The sequence below is a fragment of the Variovorax sp. P1_H12_2 genome (genome assembly GCF_056405335.1).
This window is the reverse complement of sequence record NZ_JBFUCI010000030.1, coordinates 1-18,333: the sequence shown is the minus strand read 5'-3', so window position 1 is coordinate 18,333 and position 18,333 is coordinate 1. Positions and strand designations below refer to the sequence as shown.

General features: G+C 69.4%; 18 protein-coding genes and 1 pseudogene. 10 read left to right on the top strand and 9 right to left on the bottom strand.

All coding sequences use genetic code 11. From position 1 onward, the window contains the following. Positions 1 to 79: 79 nt before the first annotated feature. The 6 genes from AC1D2K_RS05595 to AC1D2K_RS05570 are packed head-to-tail and all read right to left on the bottom strand — an operon-like array spanning position 80 to position 7,637. Positions 80 to 1,276, bottom strand: a complete 1,197-nt coding sequence (locus AC1D2K_RS05595) for a xanthine dehydrogenase family Fe-S subunit (protein WP_478086958.1) — start codon at positions 1,274 to 1,276, stop codon at positions 80 to 82. After that, on the bottom strand, positions 1,273 to 2,112 hold the full coding sequence (locus tag AC1D2K_RS05590) for an FAD binding domain-containing protein (protein WP_478086956.1): 840 nt from the start codon (positions 2,110 to 2,112) through the stop codon (positions 1,273 to 1,275). The genes AC1D2K_RS05595 and AC1D2K_RS05590 overlap by 4 nt, the downstream gene beginning before the upstream one ends. A gap of 10 nt (positions 2,113 to 2,122) precedes the next feature. After that, positions 2,123 to 4,507 (bottom strand): xanthine dehydrogenase family protein molybdopterin-binding subunit, encoded by a 2,385-nt coding sequence (locus AC1D2K_RS05585; RefSeq protein ID WP_478086955.1) that lies wholly within the window; start codon positions 4,505 to 4,507, stop codon positions 2,123 to 2,125. A 2-nt stretch (positions 4,508 to 4,509) separates the two neighbouring features. Continuing rightward, positions 4,510 to 5,958 carry a TRAP transporter large permease gene (locus AC1D2K_RS05580; protein WP_478086954.1) on the bottom strand — a complete coding sequence of 483 codons (1,449 nt, stop codon included), beginning with the start codon at positions 5,956 to 5,958 and terminating at the stop codon, positions 4,510 to 4,512. Between the two features lie 33 nt (positions 5,959 to 5,991). Continuing rightward, positions 5,992 to 6,519 (bottom strand): TRAP transporter small permease subunit, encoded by a 528-nt coding sequence (locus AC1D2K_RS05575; protein WP_478086952.1) that lies wholly within the window; start codon positions 6,517 to 6,519, stop codon positions 5,992 to 5,994. Positions 6,520 to 6,542: 23 nt separating this feature from the next. Then, positions 6,543 to 7,637 carry a TRAP transporter substrate-binding protein gene (locus AC1D2K_RS05570; protein ID WP_478086951.1) on the bottom strand — a complete coding sequence of 365 codons (1,095 nt, stop codon included), beginning with the start codon at positions 7,635 to 7,637 and terminating at the stop codon, positions 6,543 to 6,545. 259 nt (positions 7,638 to 7,896) lie between these two features. Between AC1D2K_RS05570 and AC1D2K_RS05565 the strand changes: the two genes are divergently transcribed. From AC1D2K_RS05565 to AC1D2K_RS05550, 4 genes are read left to right on the top strand one after another with little or no spacing between them, the layout of a single operon-like run. Then, on the top strand, positions 7,897 to 8,202 hold the full coding sequence (locus AC1D2K_RS05565; RefSeq protein ID WP_478086950.1) for a non-heme iron oxygenase ferredoxin subunit: 306 nt from the start codon (positions 7,897 to 7,899) through the stop codon (positions 8,200 to 8,202). A gap of 10 nt (positions 8,203 to 8,212) precedes the next feature. Beyond that, positions 8,213 to 9,493: an NAD(P)/FAD-dependent oxidoreductase gene (locus AC1D2K_RS05560; RefSeq protein ID WP_478086948.1), complete on the top strand. Its 1,281-nt coding sequence runs from the start codon at positions 8,213 to 8,215 to the stop codon at positions 9,491 to 9,493. A 12-nt stretch (positions 9,494 to 9,505) separates the two neighbouring features. Next, positions 9,506 to 10,795 (top strand): Rieske 2Fe-2S domain-containing protein, encoded by a 1,290-nt coding sequence (locus AC1D2K_RS05555; RefSeq protein ID WP_478086947.1) that lies wholly within the window; start codon positions 9,506 to 9,508, stop codon positions 10,793 to 10,795. A gap of 13 nt (positions 10,796 to 10,808) precedes the next feature. Continuing rightward, positions 10,809 to 11,324 carry an aromatic-ring-hydroxylating dioxygenase subunit beta gene (locus AC1D2K_RS05550; protein ID WP_478086946.1) on the top strand — a complete coding sequence of 172 codons (516 nt, stop codon included), beginning with the start codon at positions 10,809 to 10,811 and terminating at the stop codon, positions 11,322 to 11,324. Between the two features lie 20 nt (positions 11,325 to 11,344). Here AC1D2K_RS05550 and AC1D2K_RS05545 read toward each other — a convergent pair whose 3' ends face one another. After that, positions 11,345 to 11,818: a MarR family winged helix-turn-helix transcriptional regulator gene (locus tag AC1D2K_RS05545; RefSeq protein ID WP_478086945.1), complete on the bottom strand. Its 474-nt coding sequence runs from the start codon at positions 11,816 to 11,818 to the stop codon at positions 11,345 to 11,347. A 136-nt stretch (positions 11,819 to 11,954) separates the two neighbouring features. On the opposite strand from AC1D2K_RS05545, the gene AC1D2K_RS05540 reads away from it, so the two are divergent. From AC1D2K_RS05540 to AC1D2K_RS05515, 6 genes are read left to right on the top strand one after another with little or no spacing between them, the layout of a single operon-like run. After that, the gene (locus AC1D2K_RS05540) at positions 11,955 to 12,662 is read left to right on the top strand and encodes a pirin family protein (protein ID WP_478086943.1); all 708 of its coding nucleotides are present in this window, start codon (positions 11,955 to 11,957) and stop codon (positions 12,660 to 12,662) included. A 42-nt stretch (positions 12,663 to 12,704) separates the two neighbouring features. Beyond that, a complete protein-coding gene (locus AC1D2K_RS05535; RefSeq protein ID WP_478086941.1) occupies positions 12,705 to 13,676 on the top strand; it encodes an amidohydrolase family protein in 972 nt (323 codons plus the stop codon). Between the two features lie 30 nt (positions 13,677 to 13,706). After that, positions 13,707 to 14,459, top strand: a complete 753-nt coding sequence (locus AC1D2K_RS05530; RefSeq protein ID WP_478086939.1) for a maleate cis-trans isomerase family protein — start codon at positions 13,707 to 13,709, stop codon at positions 14,457 to 14,459. Positions 14,460 to 14,475: 16 nt separating this feature from the next. Continuing rightward, positions 14,476 to 15,306, top strand: coding sequence for an alpha/beta fold hydrolase (locus AC1D2K_RS05525; protein ID WP_478086937.1), 831 nt, complete (start codon positions 14,476 to 14,478; stop codon positions 15,304 to 15,306). Between the two features lie 23 nt (positions 15,307 to 15,329). Continuing rightward, positions 15,330 to 16,385, top strand: coding sequence for a 2,5-dihydroxypyridine 5,6-dioxygenase NicX family protein (locus AC1D2K_RS05520; protein ID WP_478086935.1), 1,056 nt, complete (start codon positions 15,330 to 15,332; stop codon positions 16,383 to 16,385). Then, positions 16,375 to 16,998, top strand: coding sequence for an N-carbamoylsarcosine amidohydrolase (locus tag AC1D2K_RS05515; RefSeq protein ID WP_478086933.1), 624 nt, complete (start codon positions 16,375 to 16,377; stop codon positions 16,996 to 16,998). The genes AC1D2K_RS05520 and AC1D2K_RS05515 overlap by 11 nt, the downstream gene beginning before the upstream one ends. A 16-nt stretch (positions 16,999 to 17,014) precedes the next feature. On the opposite strand, the gene mnmH is transcribed toward AC1D2K_RS05515, so the two are convergent. Then, the gene (mnmH, locus tag AC1D2K_RS05510) at positions 17,015 to 18,124 is read right to left on the bottom strand and encodes a tRNA 2-selenouridine(34) synthase MnmH (RefSeq protein WP_478086932.1); all 1,110 of its coding nucleotides are present in this window, start codon (positions 18,122 to 18,124) and stop codon (positions 17,015 to 17,017) included. Beyond that, positions 18,117 to 18,333: pseudogene (locus tag AC1D2K_RS05505) on the bottom strand (phosphonate ABC transporter, permease protein PhnE); the annotation flags it as partial. The gene mnmH and the pseudogene AC1D2K_RS05505, both read right to left, overlap by 8 nt.

Sequence of the window (18,333 nt, the reverse complement as noted above, 5' to 3'; positions counted from 1 at the left end):
CAACGGGCAAAGCTGCGCCCTCGGCGCGAATCCTGCGAAATCGCGCCGGGATGCCGGGACACACGAGAAAAACTGCGGGCTAGTCGCCGGCTCCGAACCAGCGGCGGATGCGCGCCCAGAGGACGCCGACGCCCAGGCTGAAGGCATTCAGGCGCGCCGGCGGCAAGGGCGCATCGCCCGAGCGCGCAGGGTCCATGCGCAACGCCACGTTCTTGCCGAACTCCTGGATCAGGCGGCCGACGAAGTCCTTGACCAGGCCGGAGCGCGAAAACTGCGCCAGCGGACCCTGCAGCGAATAGAGCAGGTCGACGTCGACCCGGGTCGCGGTCGGCGACACCTCCGTCAGGCGGTAGGCGACATCGCCGTTGGCGCGCGACTGGCTCAGCGAATCCTGGCCGGCGCCCTTGAGCACCGCGCTGCGCGTGCTGTCGTCGCGGTCGAGCCGCGCGGCGCCGTTGAAGCTGGCCGACATCGGCCCGAACTTGATCGCCACCCGCCCCTTCACGCGGTCGCCGGTGTGCTCGGTCAGTTCGGCGCCCGGCAGGCAGGCGGCGACGGCCGGCAGGTCGGCCATGAAGCGCCAGACCTCGGCGGCCGGGAACGGTACCGAGAACCCGCCCTGGATCCGGGTGCCGTTGGCCGACGCGGCATCCGTCGAAGGCGCCTCGCTGCGCGGTGCCGCAGCCACCGCGGCGACGCCCGTGTCAACGGCGTCGAAGGCCGCGAAGGCCTGCGCCGGCGCAAGCCCCGACGCCTCGCCGCAGTGGACCTGCAGCGCTTCGCGCATCGCCGCAATGTCGGCGTGTCCGCCGTCGCGGCATTGGTCGAGCACGTCGCGGATGGCCGCGACGATGCCCACGTAGCCGGTGCAGCGGCAGAGGTTGCCCGACAGCTCGAGCCGGACCCGCGCCTCGTCGGCTTCGGGACAGCGCAGCACGATGTCGCGCGCGGTGGCGAGCATGCCGGGCGTGCAGAAGCCGCACTGCAGCGCATGGTGGCGCGAGAACGCGGGGCGCAGCAGCGCCATCACGGGGTCGTGGTCGTAGCCCTCGACGGTGGTCACCTTCTGGCCGTCGCAGGCCACCGCGAAGGCGATGCACGAGCGCACCGGCCGGTCGTCGACCAGCACCGTGCAGGCGCCGCAGACGCCGTGCTCGCAGCCCAGATGGGTGCCGGTCTGGCGGCCCTCTTCGCGCACGAAATCGGCAAGATGCATGCGTGCGGGCACGTCGCGACGCAGCGTGCGGCCGTTGAGTTCGACGGCGATGGACGTCATGTGGAAAGCTCCGGAATGAAGATCTGGTGCAGGCAGCGCTCGACCGCCGCGACCCTCAGTTTGCGATCGACCGCATCCTTGCCCGGCAGCGCCGCGGCAATGGCCGATTGAAGGGTTTCGCGCGACGGCATCGCGGCGGACCGCGCCACCTGCGCGGCCAGGGCCGGCAAGGCCTGGGGCGCGCCGTCGAGCGCGCCCAGCACGATGCGCGCCAGCTTGCGCGAGGGATCGAACACGGCGGCGCAGCTGGCCTCCGCGAACTCGCCGGTCTTGCGGCAGAACTTGAAATAGCCCCAGCGCGCCGCCGCGCCCAGCCTGGGAATGCGCACCGCGGTCAGCAGTTCGCCGTCGGCCAGGTCGGTGGTGTAGGCGCCTTGCATGWAGCGCTCCATCGGCACCCGGCGGGTGCCGGCGGCCGACGAAATCTCGATCTGCGCCCCGAGGGCGGCCATCGCCAGCACCCAGTCGGCTGCGGGGTCTGCGTGCGCGAGGCTGCCGCCGAGCGTGCCGCGGTTGCGGATCGCTCGGTAGGCGATGCCGCCGGCCACCGACTGCAGCAGGCCGTCGCGCAGCAAGGGGTGCACGCCATCCTCGATCTCGGCATGCGTCACGGCCGCGCCGATGCGCAGCTGGTCGCCGTCGGCCGTGACCTGCCGCAGCTCGCCGAGCGACGAGACGTCGACCACCTGCTTCGGCCGCGCCAGGCGCAGGTTCAGCATCGGCCCGAGGGATTGGCCGCCGCCCATCACCTTGGCGGCGCCGCCGGCGTCGGCCAGCGCGCGCAAGGCGGCCTGCAGCGTCGCGGGGCGTTGGTATTCGAAGCTCGCGGCTTTCATCGGGTGTTCCTCATGCGACCTTCTTCTTCTCGACGAGCTGCGCCGCCTCGATCGCCTCGAGCAGGCGGCGAGGGGTCAGCGGGGTCTGCGACACTTCGGCGCCCAGCGGCCGCAGCGCGTCGTTCACTGCATTGAAGATGGCCGCCGGCGGCGCGATCGCGCCGCCCTCGCCCATGCCCTTGGCGCCGAACTCGGTGTGCGGCGACGGGGTTTCGAAGTGGTGGATGCGCATGGCCGGCACCTCGGTCGCGCCCGGCAGCATGTAGTCGGCCAGGGTGGAGGCGAGCGGCTGGCCGTTGCGGTCGTAGGGCGTCTCCTCGTAGAGCGCGGTGCCGATGCCCTGCGCCACGCCGCCATAGGTCTGGCCCTCGACCACCATCGGGTTGATCATGGTGCCGCAGTCCTCGACGATCACGTAGTCCAGGATCTCGACGTGCCCGGTCTCGGGGTCGACCGCCACCGTCACCGCGTGAGTCGCATAGGTGAAGGCGCCGGTGTCGACCTTGGGCTTGAAGCCGGTCGTCACCTCGAGCCCGGCTGGGTCGACGTCGGGCGGCAGGCGGTCGGGGCGCAGATACCAGGCCTGCGCCACCTCGGCCACCGAGACGCTCCGCTCCCCGGCCGCGATGCGCCCGCCCGAGAACACGACCGCATCCGGCGTGCTGCCCAGCAGGTGGGCGCCGATGTGGAGGACGCGCGGCGCCAGCGCCTTGCAGGCACGCGCCACCGCGCCGCCGGACATCACCAGCGAACGCGACGCATAGGTGCCGGTGGAGAACGGCGTCTGCCCGGTGTCGCCGTGCACCAGCTTCATGTGGGCGATATCGACGCCGAGAATCTCGTGCGCGATCTGCGCGAAGGTGGTCTCCATGCCCTGGCCGTGCGAGTGCACGCCGACGCGGATCTCGAGTCCGCCGTCGGGCGTGATCCGCACCGTCGCCGAATCGAAGCCCGGGATCACCGGCGTGCCCCAGGACGCGAACACCGAGGTGCCGTGCGCGGACTGCTCGGTGTAGGTGGCGAAGCCGACGCCGATCAGCCGGCCATCCGCCTGCGTCTCGCGCTGGCGCCGCCGCACGGCGTCGAAGTCGATCAGGTCGCGCGCCTTGATCAGGCTGGCCGGATAGTCGCCGCTGTCGAAGTGCTTGTTGGCGACGTTGACATAGGGCATGGCCGAGGCCGGCACCAGGTTCTCGAGCCGGACCTCCCACGGTTCGCGGCCGACCGCGCGGGCAATGGCGTCGAGCGTGAGCTCCATCGCGAAGCAGACGCCGGTGCGCGCCACGCCGCGGTAGGGAACGAAGCCGGGCTTGTTGGTGGCGACGCACTCGGTCACGCAGCGGTAGCCACGGAAGGCATAGGGCCCGGGCAGGTTGCCGACCGCCTGGCCGGGTTCGAGCCCGATCGTGAACGGCCACACGGAATAGGCGCCGCCGTCGATCGTGATGCGGGCGTCGAGCGCCAGCAGGCGGCCGCGCGCGTCGGCGTAGGCGGTCATCTGGTAGCTGTGCTCGCGCGTGTTGGCGCCCGCGATCAGGTGCTCGCGCCGGTCCTCGAGGTAGCGGAAGGGCTTGCGGTGGGTCTTGGCCAGCCAGGCGACGCAGAGTTCTTCCTGCTGCAGCACGCACTTGTAGCCGAAGGCGCCGCCGACATCGGGCGAGATCACGCGCACCCGCCCTTGCTCGAGCCCCAGGCATTCGGCCAGCACGGTGCGGATCATGTGCGGCACCTGGGTGGCGCTGACCACCACCAGCTGGTCGGCCTGGTGGTCCCAGTAGGCCAGCACCGCCTTGCCTTCCATCGGCACCATGCACTGGCGGGCCAGCGAGACCTCGCGCCGCACCACCAGCGCCGCCTGGGCCGCATGCGCCTCGAACTCCTTGTCGGCGTGCAGCGTGACGAAGGTGTTGTCGCGCCATTGCGGATGGATCAGCTCGCCGGTGGCGGCACGCGAGCGGTCGGCGTCGGCGTAGACCGGGAGCTCGTCGTACTCGATCTCGATCTGCTCGGCCAGGTCTTCGGCTTCGGCGCGGGTGCGGGCGAACACCATCGCGACCGGCTCGCCGACGAAGCGCACCTTGCCCGAGGCCAGCGGCGGCTGGGCCGAGGACTGGTAGGTGGGCAGCGTGGAGTCGGCCACGATGTCGCGCGCATCGGGCATGGCCTCGCGCAGCACGACGCGCTCGGCGCCCGATTCGGGCAGCCGGGCCGAGACGATCCTGGCGTGCGCCAGCGGGCTGCGCAGGAAGGCCACCTCGCTGAGTTCCGGCAGGCTCATGTCGGCGACGAACTGGCCCTTGCCGTGCAGGTGGCGCGCGTCTTCCTTGCGCAGCACGCGCGCACCCACGCCTTGCGCGTTCGGGTCGCCGGGGTGATGGGAGGGGGTGGTGTCCATGCTCAAGGCTTCCTGCTGTCGAACGGCGAGGGGGCATCGTCGCCCGGGTAAGCCGACGGGCTGTCCTCGCCCTGGTGCGGCATCTCGATCTTGATCGTCTCGAGGTCGATTTTCGCCGCCTTGTGGACATTGCCGGTCACCATGCCCGGGAAGGCGATCACCAGCCCCACCATGGCGAGCTGGATCAGCACGAACGGGATCGCGCCGCGGTAGATGTCGCTGGTCAGCACCTGCTTCGGCGCCACCGAACGCAGGTAGAACAGCGCGAAGCCGAACGGCGGGTGCATGAAGGAGGTCTGCATGTTGACCGCCAGCAGCACGCCGAGCCAGATCAGGTCGATGCCCATCTTGTCGGCCACCGGGGCGATCAGCGGCACGATGATGAAGGCCAGCTCGAAGAAGTCGAGGAAGAAGGCCAGCAGAAAGACCATCAGGTTGACCACGATCAGGAACCCGAGCTGCCCGCCCGGCAGGTGCAGCAGCAGGTGCTCGACCCAGAGATCGCCGTCGACGCCGCGGAACACCAGGCCGAAGACGGTCGCGCCGACCAGGATGAAGATCGCGAAGCAGGTCAGCTTGGCGGTCTTGTCCATCGCCTGGCGCAGCAGCGCCAGCGAGAGCTTGCGCCGGCCGAGCGCCAGCAGCAGCGCGCCGGCCGCGCCCATCGCGCCGCCCTCGGTCGGGGTCGCGATGCCAAGGAAGATGGTGCCGAGCACCAGGAAGATCAGCACCAGCGGCGGCACCAGCGTCGTCAGGACCCTGAAGGCCAGCGCGCTGCCGCGCAGCGTGCGTGCCTCCGGCGGCAGCGCGGGCGCCGCCTCCGGCTTGACGATCGAGTAGACGAAGACGTAGACCGCGTACAGGCCGGTGAGCACCAGCCCGGGCACCAGCGCGCCGGCGTACATGTCGCCGACCGACTTGCCCATCTGGTCGGCCAGCACGATCAGCACCAGCGACGGCGGGATGATCTGGGCCAGCGTGCCGGAGGCGGCGATCACGCCGCTGGCGAGCCGCTTGTCGTAGCCGTAGCGCAGCATGATCGGCAGCGAGATCAGGCCCATCGAGATCACCGAGGCCGCGACCACGCCGGTGGTGGCAGCGAGCAGCCCACCGACGAAGATCACCGCATAGGCGAGGCCGCCGCGCACCGGGCCGAACAGCTGGCCGATGGTGTCGAGCAGGTCTTCGGCCATGCCGCTGCGCTCGAGGATCAGCCCCATGAAGGTGAAGAACGGGATCGCCAGCAGCGTCTCGTTGAACATGATGCCGAAGACGCGTTCGGGCAACGCCTGGAACAGCGAGGGCTCGATCAGTCCGAGCGCGATGCCGACGAGGCCGAAGATCAGCCCGTTGGCGCCGACGGCGAAGGCCACCGGGTAGCCGATCAGCAGCAGCAGCACCAGGCACGCGAACATGATCGGCGCCATGTAGGTGGTGAGGAATTCAATCATCGTGGGGTCCGGGGGTCAGGGGATGCGGCCGTCTCAGGCGGCCTTCGGGGCGCTGCGGTCGAGGCCGCGCAGCTCGGCCACGTCCTTGATCACTTCGGAGGCCCCTTGCAGCAGCAGCAGGCCGAAGCCGACCGGGATCAGCAGCTTCACCGGCCAGCGGATCAGGCCACCGGCGTTGGAGGAGACTTCGCCGCTGGTGTAGGCATCGACGAAGGGCGCCCAGGACAACACCAGGATCAGCAGGGTCATCGGCGCCAGGAAGAAGAGCGTGCCGAAGATCTCGACCCACAGCTGCTTTCGGCGCGTGAGCCGCGAGTGGATCAGGTCGACCCGCACGTGTTCCTTGTTGAGCAGCGTGTAGCCGGCGCAGAGCAGGAACACCGCCGCGAACAGGTACCACTGGATCTCCAGCAGCGAGTTGGAGCTCATGTTGAAGGCCTTGCGGACCACCGCGTTGCCGCTGCTGATCAGCACCGCGACCAGGATGAGCCAATACGATGCCTTGCCGACCGCCGTGTTCAGGGCATCGATCAGGCGCGAAGCGCGCAGCAGCGAGTTCATGTCGGTGTGTCCCTTCGGCCCGCTCAGCCCTTGTTCTTCGCGAGTTCCGCGAAGGTGAAGTTGTCGAGCGCGTTCTCGGCCACACGGAACCAGCTGGCCTCGTTCTGGCGGAACTGCTGCCACTTGGGGAAGATCGCCTTGAACTCGGGGTTCTTGGCCGACAGCTCGCCCCACAGTTCTTCCGACGCCTTGAAGGCGGCGACCATCACGTCCCTCGGGAAATAGGACAGCTTGGCGCCCTGCCCGATCAGCTTCTTGAGCGCCTCGGGATTGCGGGCGTCGTAGTCGGCCAGCATCTTCATGGTCTCTTCGGAGCAGGCGCACTCGAAGGCCGCCTTGTAGGAAGCCGGCAGCGCGGCCCAGGCCTTCTCGTTGACCATCGAGGTGATCGAGGCGCTGCCCTCCCACCAGCCGGGCGCGTAGTAGTGCTGCGCCACGCGCTGCAAGCCGAGCTTCTCGTCGTCGTAGGGGCCGATCCATTCGGCGGCATCGATGGTGCCCTTCTCGAGCGCCGAATAGATGTCCGACGCCGGGATCTGCTGCGGCACCGTGCCCAGCTTCTCGAGCACCATGCCGCCGATGCCGCCGATGCGCATCTTCAGGCCCTGCAGGTCGGCGACCGACTTGATCTCCTTGCGATAGAAGCCGCCCATCTGCACGCCGACGTTGCCGCTGACGAAGTTGACGATGCCGTAGCGCTTGTACATCGCGCGCACCAGCGGCATGCCGCCGCCGAAGTGCATCCAGGCGTTGTGCTGGCGCGCATTGAGGCCGAAGGCCAGGCCGGTATCGAAGGCGATCGCGGTGTCCTTGCCGATGAAGGCCGAGGCCAGCACGTGATTGCACTCGATGGTGCCGTTGCTCACCGCTTCCATGTTCTGCGCCGGCGGCACGATCTCGCCGCCCGCGAACGGACGGATCTCGAAACGGCCCTCGGTCAGTTCGGAGACCCGCTTGCACAGGCGGTCGGCCGAGCCATAGATGGTGTCCAGGCTCTTGGGCCAGCTCGTGGACATGCGCCACTTGACGGTCGGAGCGGTCTGGGCGAGGGCGGGAACCGCGAGCGTGGCGAGGCCCGCCAGCGCTCCGGTCTTCTCGAAAAAGCGGCGTCTTTGCATGAATAACTCCTGGGATGTGGGGCAGATAATCGTCAGTATGCTGAGTTGATTATTCCATGTCAACGACATTTTCTTCGCGTTTTCCCGTGCACCAAAACATCCTTCCCTGGTACTTATTCAGGTGCGCCACAGAGACAAATAGCACTGAATGAGTGCAAACGCGGGGTCTCCGAACAGAAACAGAAAAACGCTTGCACCCTTCGAATATTCTTCAGTACACTGACGATATTAATTCAGTGTACGTTTCAAAGGACGCCCCATGGCCTGGATCAGGATCGCTGCCACGAGTCAGCTGCAAGACGACGAAGTCATGCCGATCGCGCTGGGAGAGACACAGCTCGCGCTGTTCCGCAGCGGCGGCGAGTTCCACGTCACGGACAACGTCTGCACGCACCAGTACGCGCTGCTGTCCGATGGCTACGTGGAAGACGGCTGCGTCGAGTGCCCGTTGCACCAGGCGCGCTTCGACCTGCGCACCGGTGAAGCCATGTGCGCGCCCGCCACCCAGCCGATCCGGATCTACCCGGTGCGGGTCGAGGGCGGCGACGTCCTGGTCGATGCCTGAGCGCGCGGCCATGAGCGACGACGCGCCCTTCCTGATCATCGGTGCCGGCCAGGCCGGCGCGACCGCGGCCGCCGCACTGCGCACTCTCGGCCATCGGGGTCGCATCGTGATGGTCGGCGACGAGCCGTCGCCGCCCTACGAGCGCCCGCCGCTCACCAAGGCGGTCCTGGCCGATGCCGGGATGGACGGCCGCCTCGGCATCCATCCCGCGGGCTTCCACGACGCCCAGGCGATCGAGTTGCGGCTCGGCGTCGGCATCGCGTCGCTGGATGCCGGGCGCGCGCTGGCGCACTGCAGCAACGGGCAGGTGCTGCCCTTCAGCCGCTGCCTGATCGCGACCGGCGGCCGGGCGCGCACGCTGCCCTCGCTGCCGCCGGGCACGCCGCATGTGCACTACGTGCGGACGCTGGCCGATGCGCAGGCGCTGCGCGCTGCGATGGCCGGCCAGCCCGCGCTGACCGTGCTCGGCGCCGGCTTCCTCGGTCTCGAAGCGGCGGCCACCGCGCGCGCGGCAGGACTCGGCGTGACCGTCATCGAGGCCGCTGCGCGGGTGCTGCCGCGCGCGGTGCCGCCCGAATTCTCGCGCTGGCTTGCCCAGCGCGTGCGCGGCGCGGGCGTCGACCTCCGGCTCGGCCGCAGCTGCGTCTCGATCGTGCCGAACGCCGACGGCGTGGCCCTGCGGCTGGACGACGGCAGCGCCCTCCAGGCGCCGCTGCTGGTGGTCGCGATCGGGCAGACGCCCGAGGTCGCCCTGGCCGAGGGCTGCGGCCTCGAGCTGCATCCGCACAACGGCGGCATCCGCATCGATGCGCAATGCCGCACCAGCGCGCCGAACATCTACGCGGCCGGCGACTGCGCGAGCCAGCTCCAGCCGCTGGTCGGCGAAGAGATCCGCCTCGAATCCTGGCAGAGCGCCAACGAGCAGGCGCGCGTCGCCGCCGCGGCGATGCTCGGCGTGCCGACCGAGGCCGCCGCGACGCCCTGGTTCTGGACCGACCAGTTCGGCTGCAACATCCAGATGCTCGGGCTGCCCACCGCAGAAACGACTTACCAGCTGCGCGGCGACGCAGCGATCGACGGCACGCCGAAGTTCATGCTGCTCGGGCTCGACCCGGACGGCCGGCTCGCGCACGCCATCGCCGTCAACGCCGGCGGCGACCTGCGGCCGCTTCGAAGCCTGATCGAACGACGCATCCCCTGCGACCCCGCGCTGTTGCGCGACACCTCGATTCCCCCGCGGCAACTGGTGCGCGACGCACTGGCGGCCGCGGCCAGCCCCTCACTCTCCTGACTGGATCCCGCCATGTACAGCACCCATGCGGTCATCAACCGCACCCCGAACACCAAGGACGCCGAGCTCGCCGCCTGCAAGTGGCCCGAGGATGCGGCGCACTTCATCCCCGACTGGGTCTACACCAGCGAGGCGGTCTACGACCAGGAGATGGAGAAGATCTTTCGCGGCCGCTCCTGGAACTTCGTGGCACTCGAGGCCGAAGTGCCGAACACGGGCGACTTCAAGCGCTCCTATGTCGGCGCCACGCCGGTGGTGGTGTCGCGCGCGGCGGACGGTTCGATCAACGTCTTCGAGAACCGCTGCGCCCACCGCGGCGCCGAGTTCTGCCGCCACAGCCAGGGCAACGCGACCGAGTTCGTCTGCCCCTACCACCAGTGGTCCTACGACCTCAAGGGCAACCTGCAGGGCGTGCCCTTCAAGCGCGGCGTGAACCGCCAGGGCGGGATGCCGAAGGACTTCCGCAACGAGGACCACGGCCTGCGCAAGCTGCACGTCGCGACCCGCAACGGCGTGGTCTTCGCGTCCTATGCGAGCGACATGGAATCGCTCGAGGACTACATGACGCCGGAGATCCTGAAGGACTTCGACGTCGTCTTCAACGGCAAGCGCCTGAAGGTGCACGGCTACTACAAGAACGAGCTGCCGTGCAACTGGAAGATGTACCACGAGAACCTCAAGGACCCCTACCACGCGACGCTGCTGCATTCCTTTCTGGTCGTCTTCGGCCTGCTGGTCGCGGGCAACGACGCCGCCATGATCGCCGACCCGGTGCACGGCCGCCACGGCACCATGGCCTCGGCCAAGAAGGAKGACAAGTACGCCGCAATCAGCGATGAGAACAAGAAGGAGATGCGCTCCTACCACGAGGGCATGCGCCTGCGCGACGACCGCTTCCTGGACTTCGTCAAGGAGTTCGACTCGCCCTGGTCGGTGACCATGCAGACCATCTGGCCCAACCTGATCGTGCAGCGCGAGATGAACACGCTGGGCGTGCGGCAGATCGTGCCCAACGGCCCCAACAGCATGCTGATGCTGTGGACCATGTTCGGCTACGAGGACGACACCGAGGAGATGACGCAGCACCGGCTGCGCCAGGGCAACCTGATGGGCCCGGCCGGCTTTCTCGGCCTGGAGGACAACGAGGCGATGAAGTTCGTGCAGGAGGGCGTGCGCCGCTCGAGCACCGAGACCAACGTGCTCAAGCTCGACGCCGGCAACGTCGGCAGCTCCACCTCGCTGATCTCGGAAGCCGCGATCCGCGCCATGTACGGCTACTACCGCGAAGTGATGGGGTTCTGAAGCCATGAAAGCAATGACCCGGTCCCTGTTCCGCGAACGCCGCATCGACCCGGCGCGCGCCATCGCGCTGCGCCACGAGATCGAAGACTTCAATGCCGAGTACTGCGCGGTGCTCGATGCCGGCCAGGTCGAGGCCTGGCCCGAGTTCTTCGCCGCCGACGGCATCTACCGCGTGACCGCGCGCGAGAACGCCGAGCTCGGCATGCCGGTCGGCCTGGTGTATGCGCAGGGGCGCAACATGATGCACGACCGTGCGGTGGCGATCGCCAAGACGCAGATGTTCGCGCCGCGCTACAACCTGCACCTGGTGACCAACACCCGCGTCACCGCCGAATCGGACGCGGGGGAGGTTGAGGCGCAGGCCAACTTCCTGCTGCTGCAGACCCTGGTCGAGGGACCGAGCACGGTGCACATGGCGGGCACCTACTACGACCGCTTCGTGCGCGTCGAAGGGCTGTTGCTGCTGCGGGAGCGCCAGGCCATCTACGACACCACGATCATCGCCAACGACCTGGTCTACCCGCTGTGAGCCGCCCGGCCCGTCACGCCTCAGATGGCGCGCAGCACCGTGCGGCTGTACTGGTTGTTGGCCTCGACCAGGATCTTCATGAGGTCCATCAGCATCGTGCGCTCGGCCGGACGCAAGGGCGCCAGCAGGCGCTCCTGCGCGCGGGCCATGTCGCCGCGCAGCGCGTCCACCACCGTCTGCCCCTCGGCCGTCAGCCGCACGTGGCGCGTGCGCTTGTCGGAAGGGTTGGGCCGGCGCTCGACCAGGCCGCGATCCTCGAGCCGCTTGACCACGTCGGCGGTGGTGGTGCGGTCGAGACCGACCTCGTGGCCCAGCGAGGTCTGGTCGAGATCGGGCAGCACCGAGACGGCCGTGAGGATCGCGTACTGGACCGGCGTGACGTTCTGCGACTTGCACTCCTCGAAGAACATCGCGACGTGGATCTGGTGCAGCCGGCGCACCAGGAAGCCGGGACGCGCAAAGAGAAGTTCCTTGGCAGGGTCGACCGTGGTCATGGGGATGTCCGGGGCATCCACCGCGGGCTCCCGATCGGACTGACGCTTCTTCGACGGCACCTGGACCCCCGTTTGTTAGCACACTGATGATTGTATAGACGCCGTGCCACACCCAACACCCTCGAAGACCAGAAGCTTGAGCGAGCGCAATGTCCGCCGCGCCCATCAGCGCGGCGCGCTGGAGAACGACTGGCTGCAGGCGCGCTTCAGCTTCTGCTTCGGCGACTACCAGGATCCGAACCACACGCACTGGGGTTCGCTGCGCGCGCTCAACGAGGACCGGGTCGCCGCGGGCCGCGGCTTCGCCTGGCACGGGCATCGCGACATCGAGTCGCTGACCTATCCGATCGAAGGCCGCATCCATCACACCGACAGCCTGGGCAACGACTATGTGTTCGGCCCGGGCGAACTGCACCGCATGACGGCCGGCAGCGGCATCGAGCATGCCGAGATGAACGCGTCGAGCGTCGACGCCGAGCGGCATCTGCAGATCTGGCTCTACCCGCAGGCCCGCGGGCTCGCGCCCGGCTGCGAGCGGGTGCGCACCGACGCCGCGGGCGCGCGCGAGACCTGGCAGCTCATCGCATCGCCCGACGGCCGCGACGGCTCGGCCACCGTGCAGCAGCGGGCGCTGCTCTTCGTCGGCCGGCCGGCGCGCGGCAGCGCACTGGCCTACCGGCTCGCTGCGCACCGGCTCGGCTACCTGCACGTGGTGTCGGGCGCGCTGAGCGTCGACCCCGGCCTGCAGCTGCGCAGCGGCGACGGCCTGCGCTTCACCCACCACGAAGCGCTGGAACTCGTCGCCGAGGCGGACGGCACCGAAGTGCTGCTGTTCGACCTGTAGCGCGGCCCCTCCCTTTCACTTTCACCACCCGGAGCAATCAAGATGACAAGGATTCGCAAGATCGCGCTCGAAGAGCATTTCATGGCGCCCGGCTTCGAGCGCTATTCGAAGTCCTTCCTGCAGCACATCGACAAGGCGGTCTATGCCGAGCTCGCGAGCCGGCTGGCCGACTTCGACGAGATCCGCCTCGGCGAGATGGATCGGGCCGGCATCGACGTGACCGTGCTGTCGCAGACCGGGCCGGGCGTCCAGGGCGAGGCCAGCAGCTCGCTCGCGATCGCCAGTGCGCAGGAGAACAACGACTTCCTGGCGCAGCAGGTGGCGCGCCATCCGACCCGCTACGCCGGCTTCGCGGCGCTGCCGATGCAGGACCCGAAGGCGGCGGCCGCCGAGTTGACGCGCGCGGTGCGTCAGCTCGGCTTCAAGGGCGCGCTGGTCAACGGCCACACCCACGGCCGCTACTACGACGACCCGGCCTACGACGAGGTGTGGGAGCGGCTGCAAGCCCTCGACGTGCCGCTGTACCTGCACCCGATCGACTTCCCGGCCGTGCCGGCTTCGTTCAACGGCCATGCCGAGCTCAACGGCGCCACCTGGGGCTGGGGCATCGAGACCGCGACGCACGCGCTACGGCTGCTCTTCGGCGGCGTGTTCGATCGCTTCCCGCGGCTCAAGCTGATCCTCGGCCACATGGGCGAAGGCCTGCCCTTCCAGCGCTGGCGCTTCGACAGCCGCTTCGCCGCCTACCCACACGGCCTCACTCTGCAGCGCGCGCCGTCGGAATACATCGGCCGCAACATCGTGATCACCACCTCGGGCGTCTGCTCGCCCGCCGCCCTGGCCGGCGCCATCGCCGAGATGGGCGCCGAGGCCGTGATGTTCTCGGTCGACTACCCCTACGAATCGACCGCCGTCGCCGCCGACTTCATCGAAGCCGCCCCCATGGACGAGCGCACGCGCGCGCTGGTCTGCCACGGCAACGCCGAACGCCTTCTCAAGCTGAACGCCGACTGAGCGTTTTTCCTTCATTCACCGGAGACCCCCATGACCAAGACCTACCGCATCGGCCAGATCGTGCCGAGCTCGAACACCACGATGGAGACCGAGATCCCGGCCATGCTCCTGGCCCGCCAGGCGGTGCGGCCCGAGCGCTTCACCTTCCACTCGAGCCGCATGCGCATGAAGACGGTCAAGAAGGAAGAGCTGGCGGCCATGGACGCCGAGTCCGACCGCTGCGCGCTGGAGCTCAGCGATGCCCGCGTCGACGTGCTGGGCTATGCCTGCCTGGTCGCGATCATGTCGATGGGCCACGGCTACCACCGCAGCTCCCAGGCCCGGCTGCACGCCCGCACCGCGGACAACGGCGGCAGTGCGCCGGTGGTCACCAGCGCCGGCGCGCTGGTCGATGCGCTCAAGGTCATGGGCGCCCGGCGCATCGCGCTGGTGGCGCCCTACATGAAGCCGCTGACCGAGCTGGTGGTCGACTACATCCGCCACGAGGACATCGAAGTCAGCGACTGGCGCGCCCTCGAGATCCCCGACAACCTCGAGGTCGGCCGCCACGACCCGGCCCGGCTGCCCGCCATCGTCGCCGGCATGAACACGCGCGACGTCGATGCGATCGTGCTGTCGGCCTGCGTGCAGATGCCGTCGCTGCCGTCGGTGGCCAAGGTCGAGGCCATGACCGGCAAGCCGGTGGTCACCGCCGCCATCGCCACCACCTACGCCATGCTGAAGGCGCTGGACCTCGAGCCGGTGGTGCCGGGCGCCGGCGCGCTGCTGTCGGGCGCCTACTGATCCGGAGCGCCCGCACATGACCCACAGCACCTTCCTCTACGGCGCCAACCTGCGCGCCAACGGCATCCGCCAGCACTACCTGCGCTACGGCGGCAAGGGCCGCCCCGTGGTCCTGGTGCCCGGCATCACGAGCCCGGCCGTGACCTGGGGCTTCGTGGCGGAGCAGTTCGGCCGCAGCTTCGACACCTATGTGCTCGACGTCCGCGGCCGCGGCCTCTCGGAATCGTCGGCCGCGCTCGACTACGGCCTGGACGCCTGCGCCCGCGACGTCGGCGCCTTCGCCGAGGCCCTCGGCCTCGAGAACTACGCGCTGGTCGGGCATTCGATGGGCGCGCGCATCGGCATCCGCACCGCGCGCCTCTGCCTCGCCGGGCTGGAGCGCCTGGTGCTGATCGACCCGCCGGTGTCGGGCCCCGGACGCCGCGCCTACCCGGCCAACCTCGCCTGGTACATCGACTCGATCCGGCTGATGCGCGACGGCGCCGGCTTCGAGGCGCTGCGGGCCTTCTCGCCGACCTGGACCGACGCCCAGCTGCGGCTGCGCGCCGAGTGGCTCCACACCTGCGACGAACGCGCGATCGTCAGCACCTACGAGAGCTTCCACCAGGACGACGTCCATGCCGACCTGCCGCACATCGCGGTGCCGACCTTGCTGATGGTCGCGGGCCGTGGCGACGTGATCCGGCCCGAGGACCAGGATGAACTGCGCCGCCTGATGCCCGCGCTGCAGACCACCCATGTGCCCGGCGCGGGCCACATGATCCCGTGGGACGACGAAGCCGGCTTCTACCGCGCCTTCGGCGACTTCCTCGGCCAGCCGCTGGCGGCGGCAGCAGCAGCGAACTGAACCCCTCTTCAAAGGAGCACGCGATGCCCGTCAGCGACCATCAACTGATCGACGCCTGGAAACAGGTGCTCACCCTCTCGAACCTGCAGGCCGGCCAGAGCGTGACCGTGCTGACCAGCGCCGCCACCCATCCGCAAACGCTGCAGTGCGCGCTGATCGCCTCGCAGGCGATGGGCGCGATCGTCAACCGGCTCGACCTGCCGCCGGTCAATGCCGAGAAGGCGCTGAGCCGCGACAGCCTGGCCTACCTCGGCACCACGCCGCTGACCGGCAACCCGGCGGCGATCGCGGCCCTCAAGGCCAGCGACCTGGTGCTCGACCTGATGACCCTGCTGTTCTCGCCCGAGCAGCACGAGATCCTGTCGGCCGGCACCAGGATCCTGCTGGCGGTCGAGCCGCCCGAGGTGCTGGTGCGCATGGTGCCGACCCTGGCGGACCGCGTGCGCGTCAAGGCCGCCGCGGCGCGCATCACCGCGGCGCGCGAGATGCACGTGGTGTCGGCGGCCGGCACCGACCTGCGCTGCAAGCTCGGCCAGTACCCCGCGATCAGCGAGTACGGCTTCGTCGACGAGCCCGGGCGCTGGGACCACTGGCCGAGCGGCTTCGCGCTCACCTGGCCCGACGAAGGCGGCGCCAGCGGCCGGATCGTGATCGACCGCGGCGACATCCTGCTGCCGCAGAAGTCCTATGCGGCGGAGCGCATCGTTCTGACGGTCGACAACGGCTACGCGGTGAAGATCGAGGGCGGCGTCGATGCCGAGCTGCTCGAGGACTACATGGCCTCCTTCCGCGATCCCGAGGCCTACGCGATCTCCCATATCGGCTGGGGCCTGCAGCCGCGCGCGCGCTGGTCGACGCTGGGCCTGTACGACCGCGAGGCCACGATCGGCATGGACGCGCGGGCCTACGAAGGCAACTTCCTGTTCTCGCTCGGCCCCAACAACGAGGCCGGCGGCAGCCGCAACACGGCCTGCCACATCGACATTCCGCTGCGCAAGTGCACGGTGCGCCTCGACGGCGAGGACATGGTGCGCGAGGGCCAGGTGCTGGACGGCCGGGAGAACCACGATGCACGCTGAGATCAAGACCTACGAGCGCCAGGGCTTCGGCACCGCGCTGCCGCTGAAGGGCCCGGTCGGCCTGCTGATCGTCGACTTCGTCAACGGCTTCGCGGACCCGGCGGTGTTCGGCGGCGGCAACATCCCCGCAGCCATCGCGCGCACCGTGCCGCTGCTGGCCGCCGCGCGCGAGCGCGGATGGGCGATCGCGCACAGCCGGATCGTCTACGCCGACGACGGCGCCGACCACAACATCTTCTCGCTCAAGGTGCCCGGCATGCTCGGCCTGAAGGAGCACGACGCGAACAGCGCGATCGTGCCGGCGCTGGCGCCGCGCGCGGGCGAGCTGGTGGTGCGCAAGACCGTGCCCTCGGCCTTCTTCGGCACCTCGCTGGCCGCGTGGCTGAGCCAGCGCGGCGTGCAGACGCTGGTGGTGGCCGGCGCGGTGACCAGCGGCTGCGTGCGCGCCAGCGTGGTCGACGCGATGTCCCACGGCTTCCGGCCGCTGGTGGTCTCCGATTGCGTCGGCGATCGCGCGCTCGGCCCGCACGAGGCGAACCTGTTCGACATGGAACAGAAGTACGCGGCGGTGATGGCACGCGACGCGGCGCTCGACGCGCTGGACCGGGCCTGAAGCGGCCGGGGGGCCGCTACTTCGCCACGGCCGGACCCACGGCCGAAGCCGGCGAGTCGTCGAGCTCGATGGCCCGCACGCCCTCGGCCACCGCTTCGATCCCGGCGTCCGAGAGGTCCGACGCCGGCACCGCTTCGCGCTGCGGCCATCGGCTGAAATGCCGCGCCTGCGACCGCTCGTAGTGCGGGTCGTAGTGCAACGCCATCAGCTCCGCGAACAGCGGCGCCAGGTCGCCCTCGCGCGCCCACTGCTGCCAGCGTTCCACCACCGCCTTGCCCTGCAGCTCCTTGAGCTTGTCGAGCTGGCCGGCCAGGGCCTCGCGGTCGTCGCCGAGGTAGGCGTAGTCGCGCAGCAGGTAGGCCAGCCGCGCGGCCGGGTCGGCCTGCACCTCGATGCACTCGGACTCGCGCATCCGCGCCACCAGCGGCAAGGGCACCGACAGCCGGCCGATGCGCGCGCTCTCGCCCTCCACATACAGGGGCCTCGAAAGATCCAGCGCCTCGAAGCAGGTCGCGATGCGGGTCTCGAACTGCTTCTGCGAAGGCTGCGGCAGGCCGGGCAACGCACCCAGCAGCGAGCCCTTGTGGCTGGCGTAGTGCTCCAGGTCGAGCACCTGCTCGCCGCGCGCAGCCAGCGCCTGCAGCACGCGGGTCTTGGCGCTGCCGGTGGCGCCGCAGATCACCCGCAGTTGCAACTGCGGGCAGGTGGCCTCGATCTGCGCCAGCACGTGGTGGCGAAAACTCTTGTAGCCGCCGGCGAGCTGCTGGGCGTCCCAGCCGACCAGCCGTAGCCAGGTCACCATCGAGCCGCTGCGCAAGCCCCCGCGCCAGCAATAGACCAGCGGCCGCCAGCTCGGGGGCCGGTCGGCGAAGCGTTCGCGCAGGTGGCGGGCGAGATTGGCGGCGACCATCGCGGCGCCGAGCCGCCGGGCCTCGAAGGCGCCGGTCTGCTTGTACAGGGTGCCGATGATGCGGCGCTCCTCGTCATCGAGCACCGGGCAGTTGATGGCGCCAGGAATGTGATCCAGCGCGAACTCGGCGGGCGAGCGGGCGTCGATCAGGGTGTCGAAGGCGTGCATGTCCGCCACGCGCGTCGGCGGGCGGTACCGCTTGTCGTCCTCACGCATAGGCCGGCCCCAGTCCGCGCCGCAGCCGGGCGCTGGCCATGTCCACCAGTGCCACCAGGCCGAACATGGCGATCAGCACGGTCATGGCCTGCTGCTGCTGGAAGATCGACAGGTGGAAGTAGAGCAGCTGGCCCAGGCCGCCGCCGCCCACGAAGCCCAGTACGGTGGCCATTCGAATATTCATCTCCCAACGATACAGCGTATAGGCC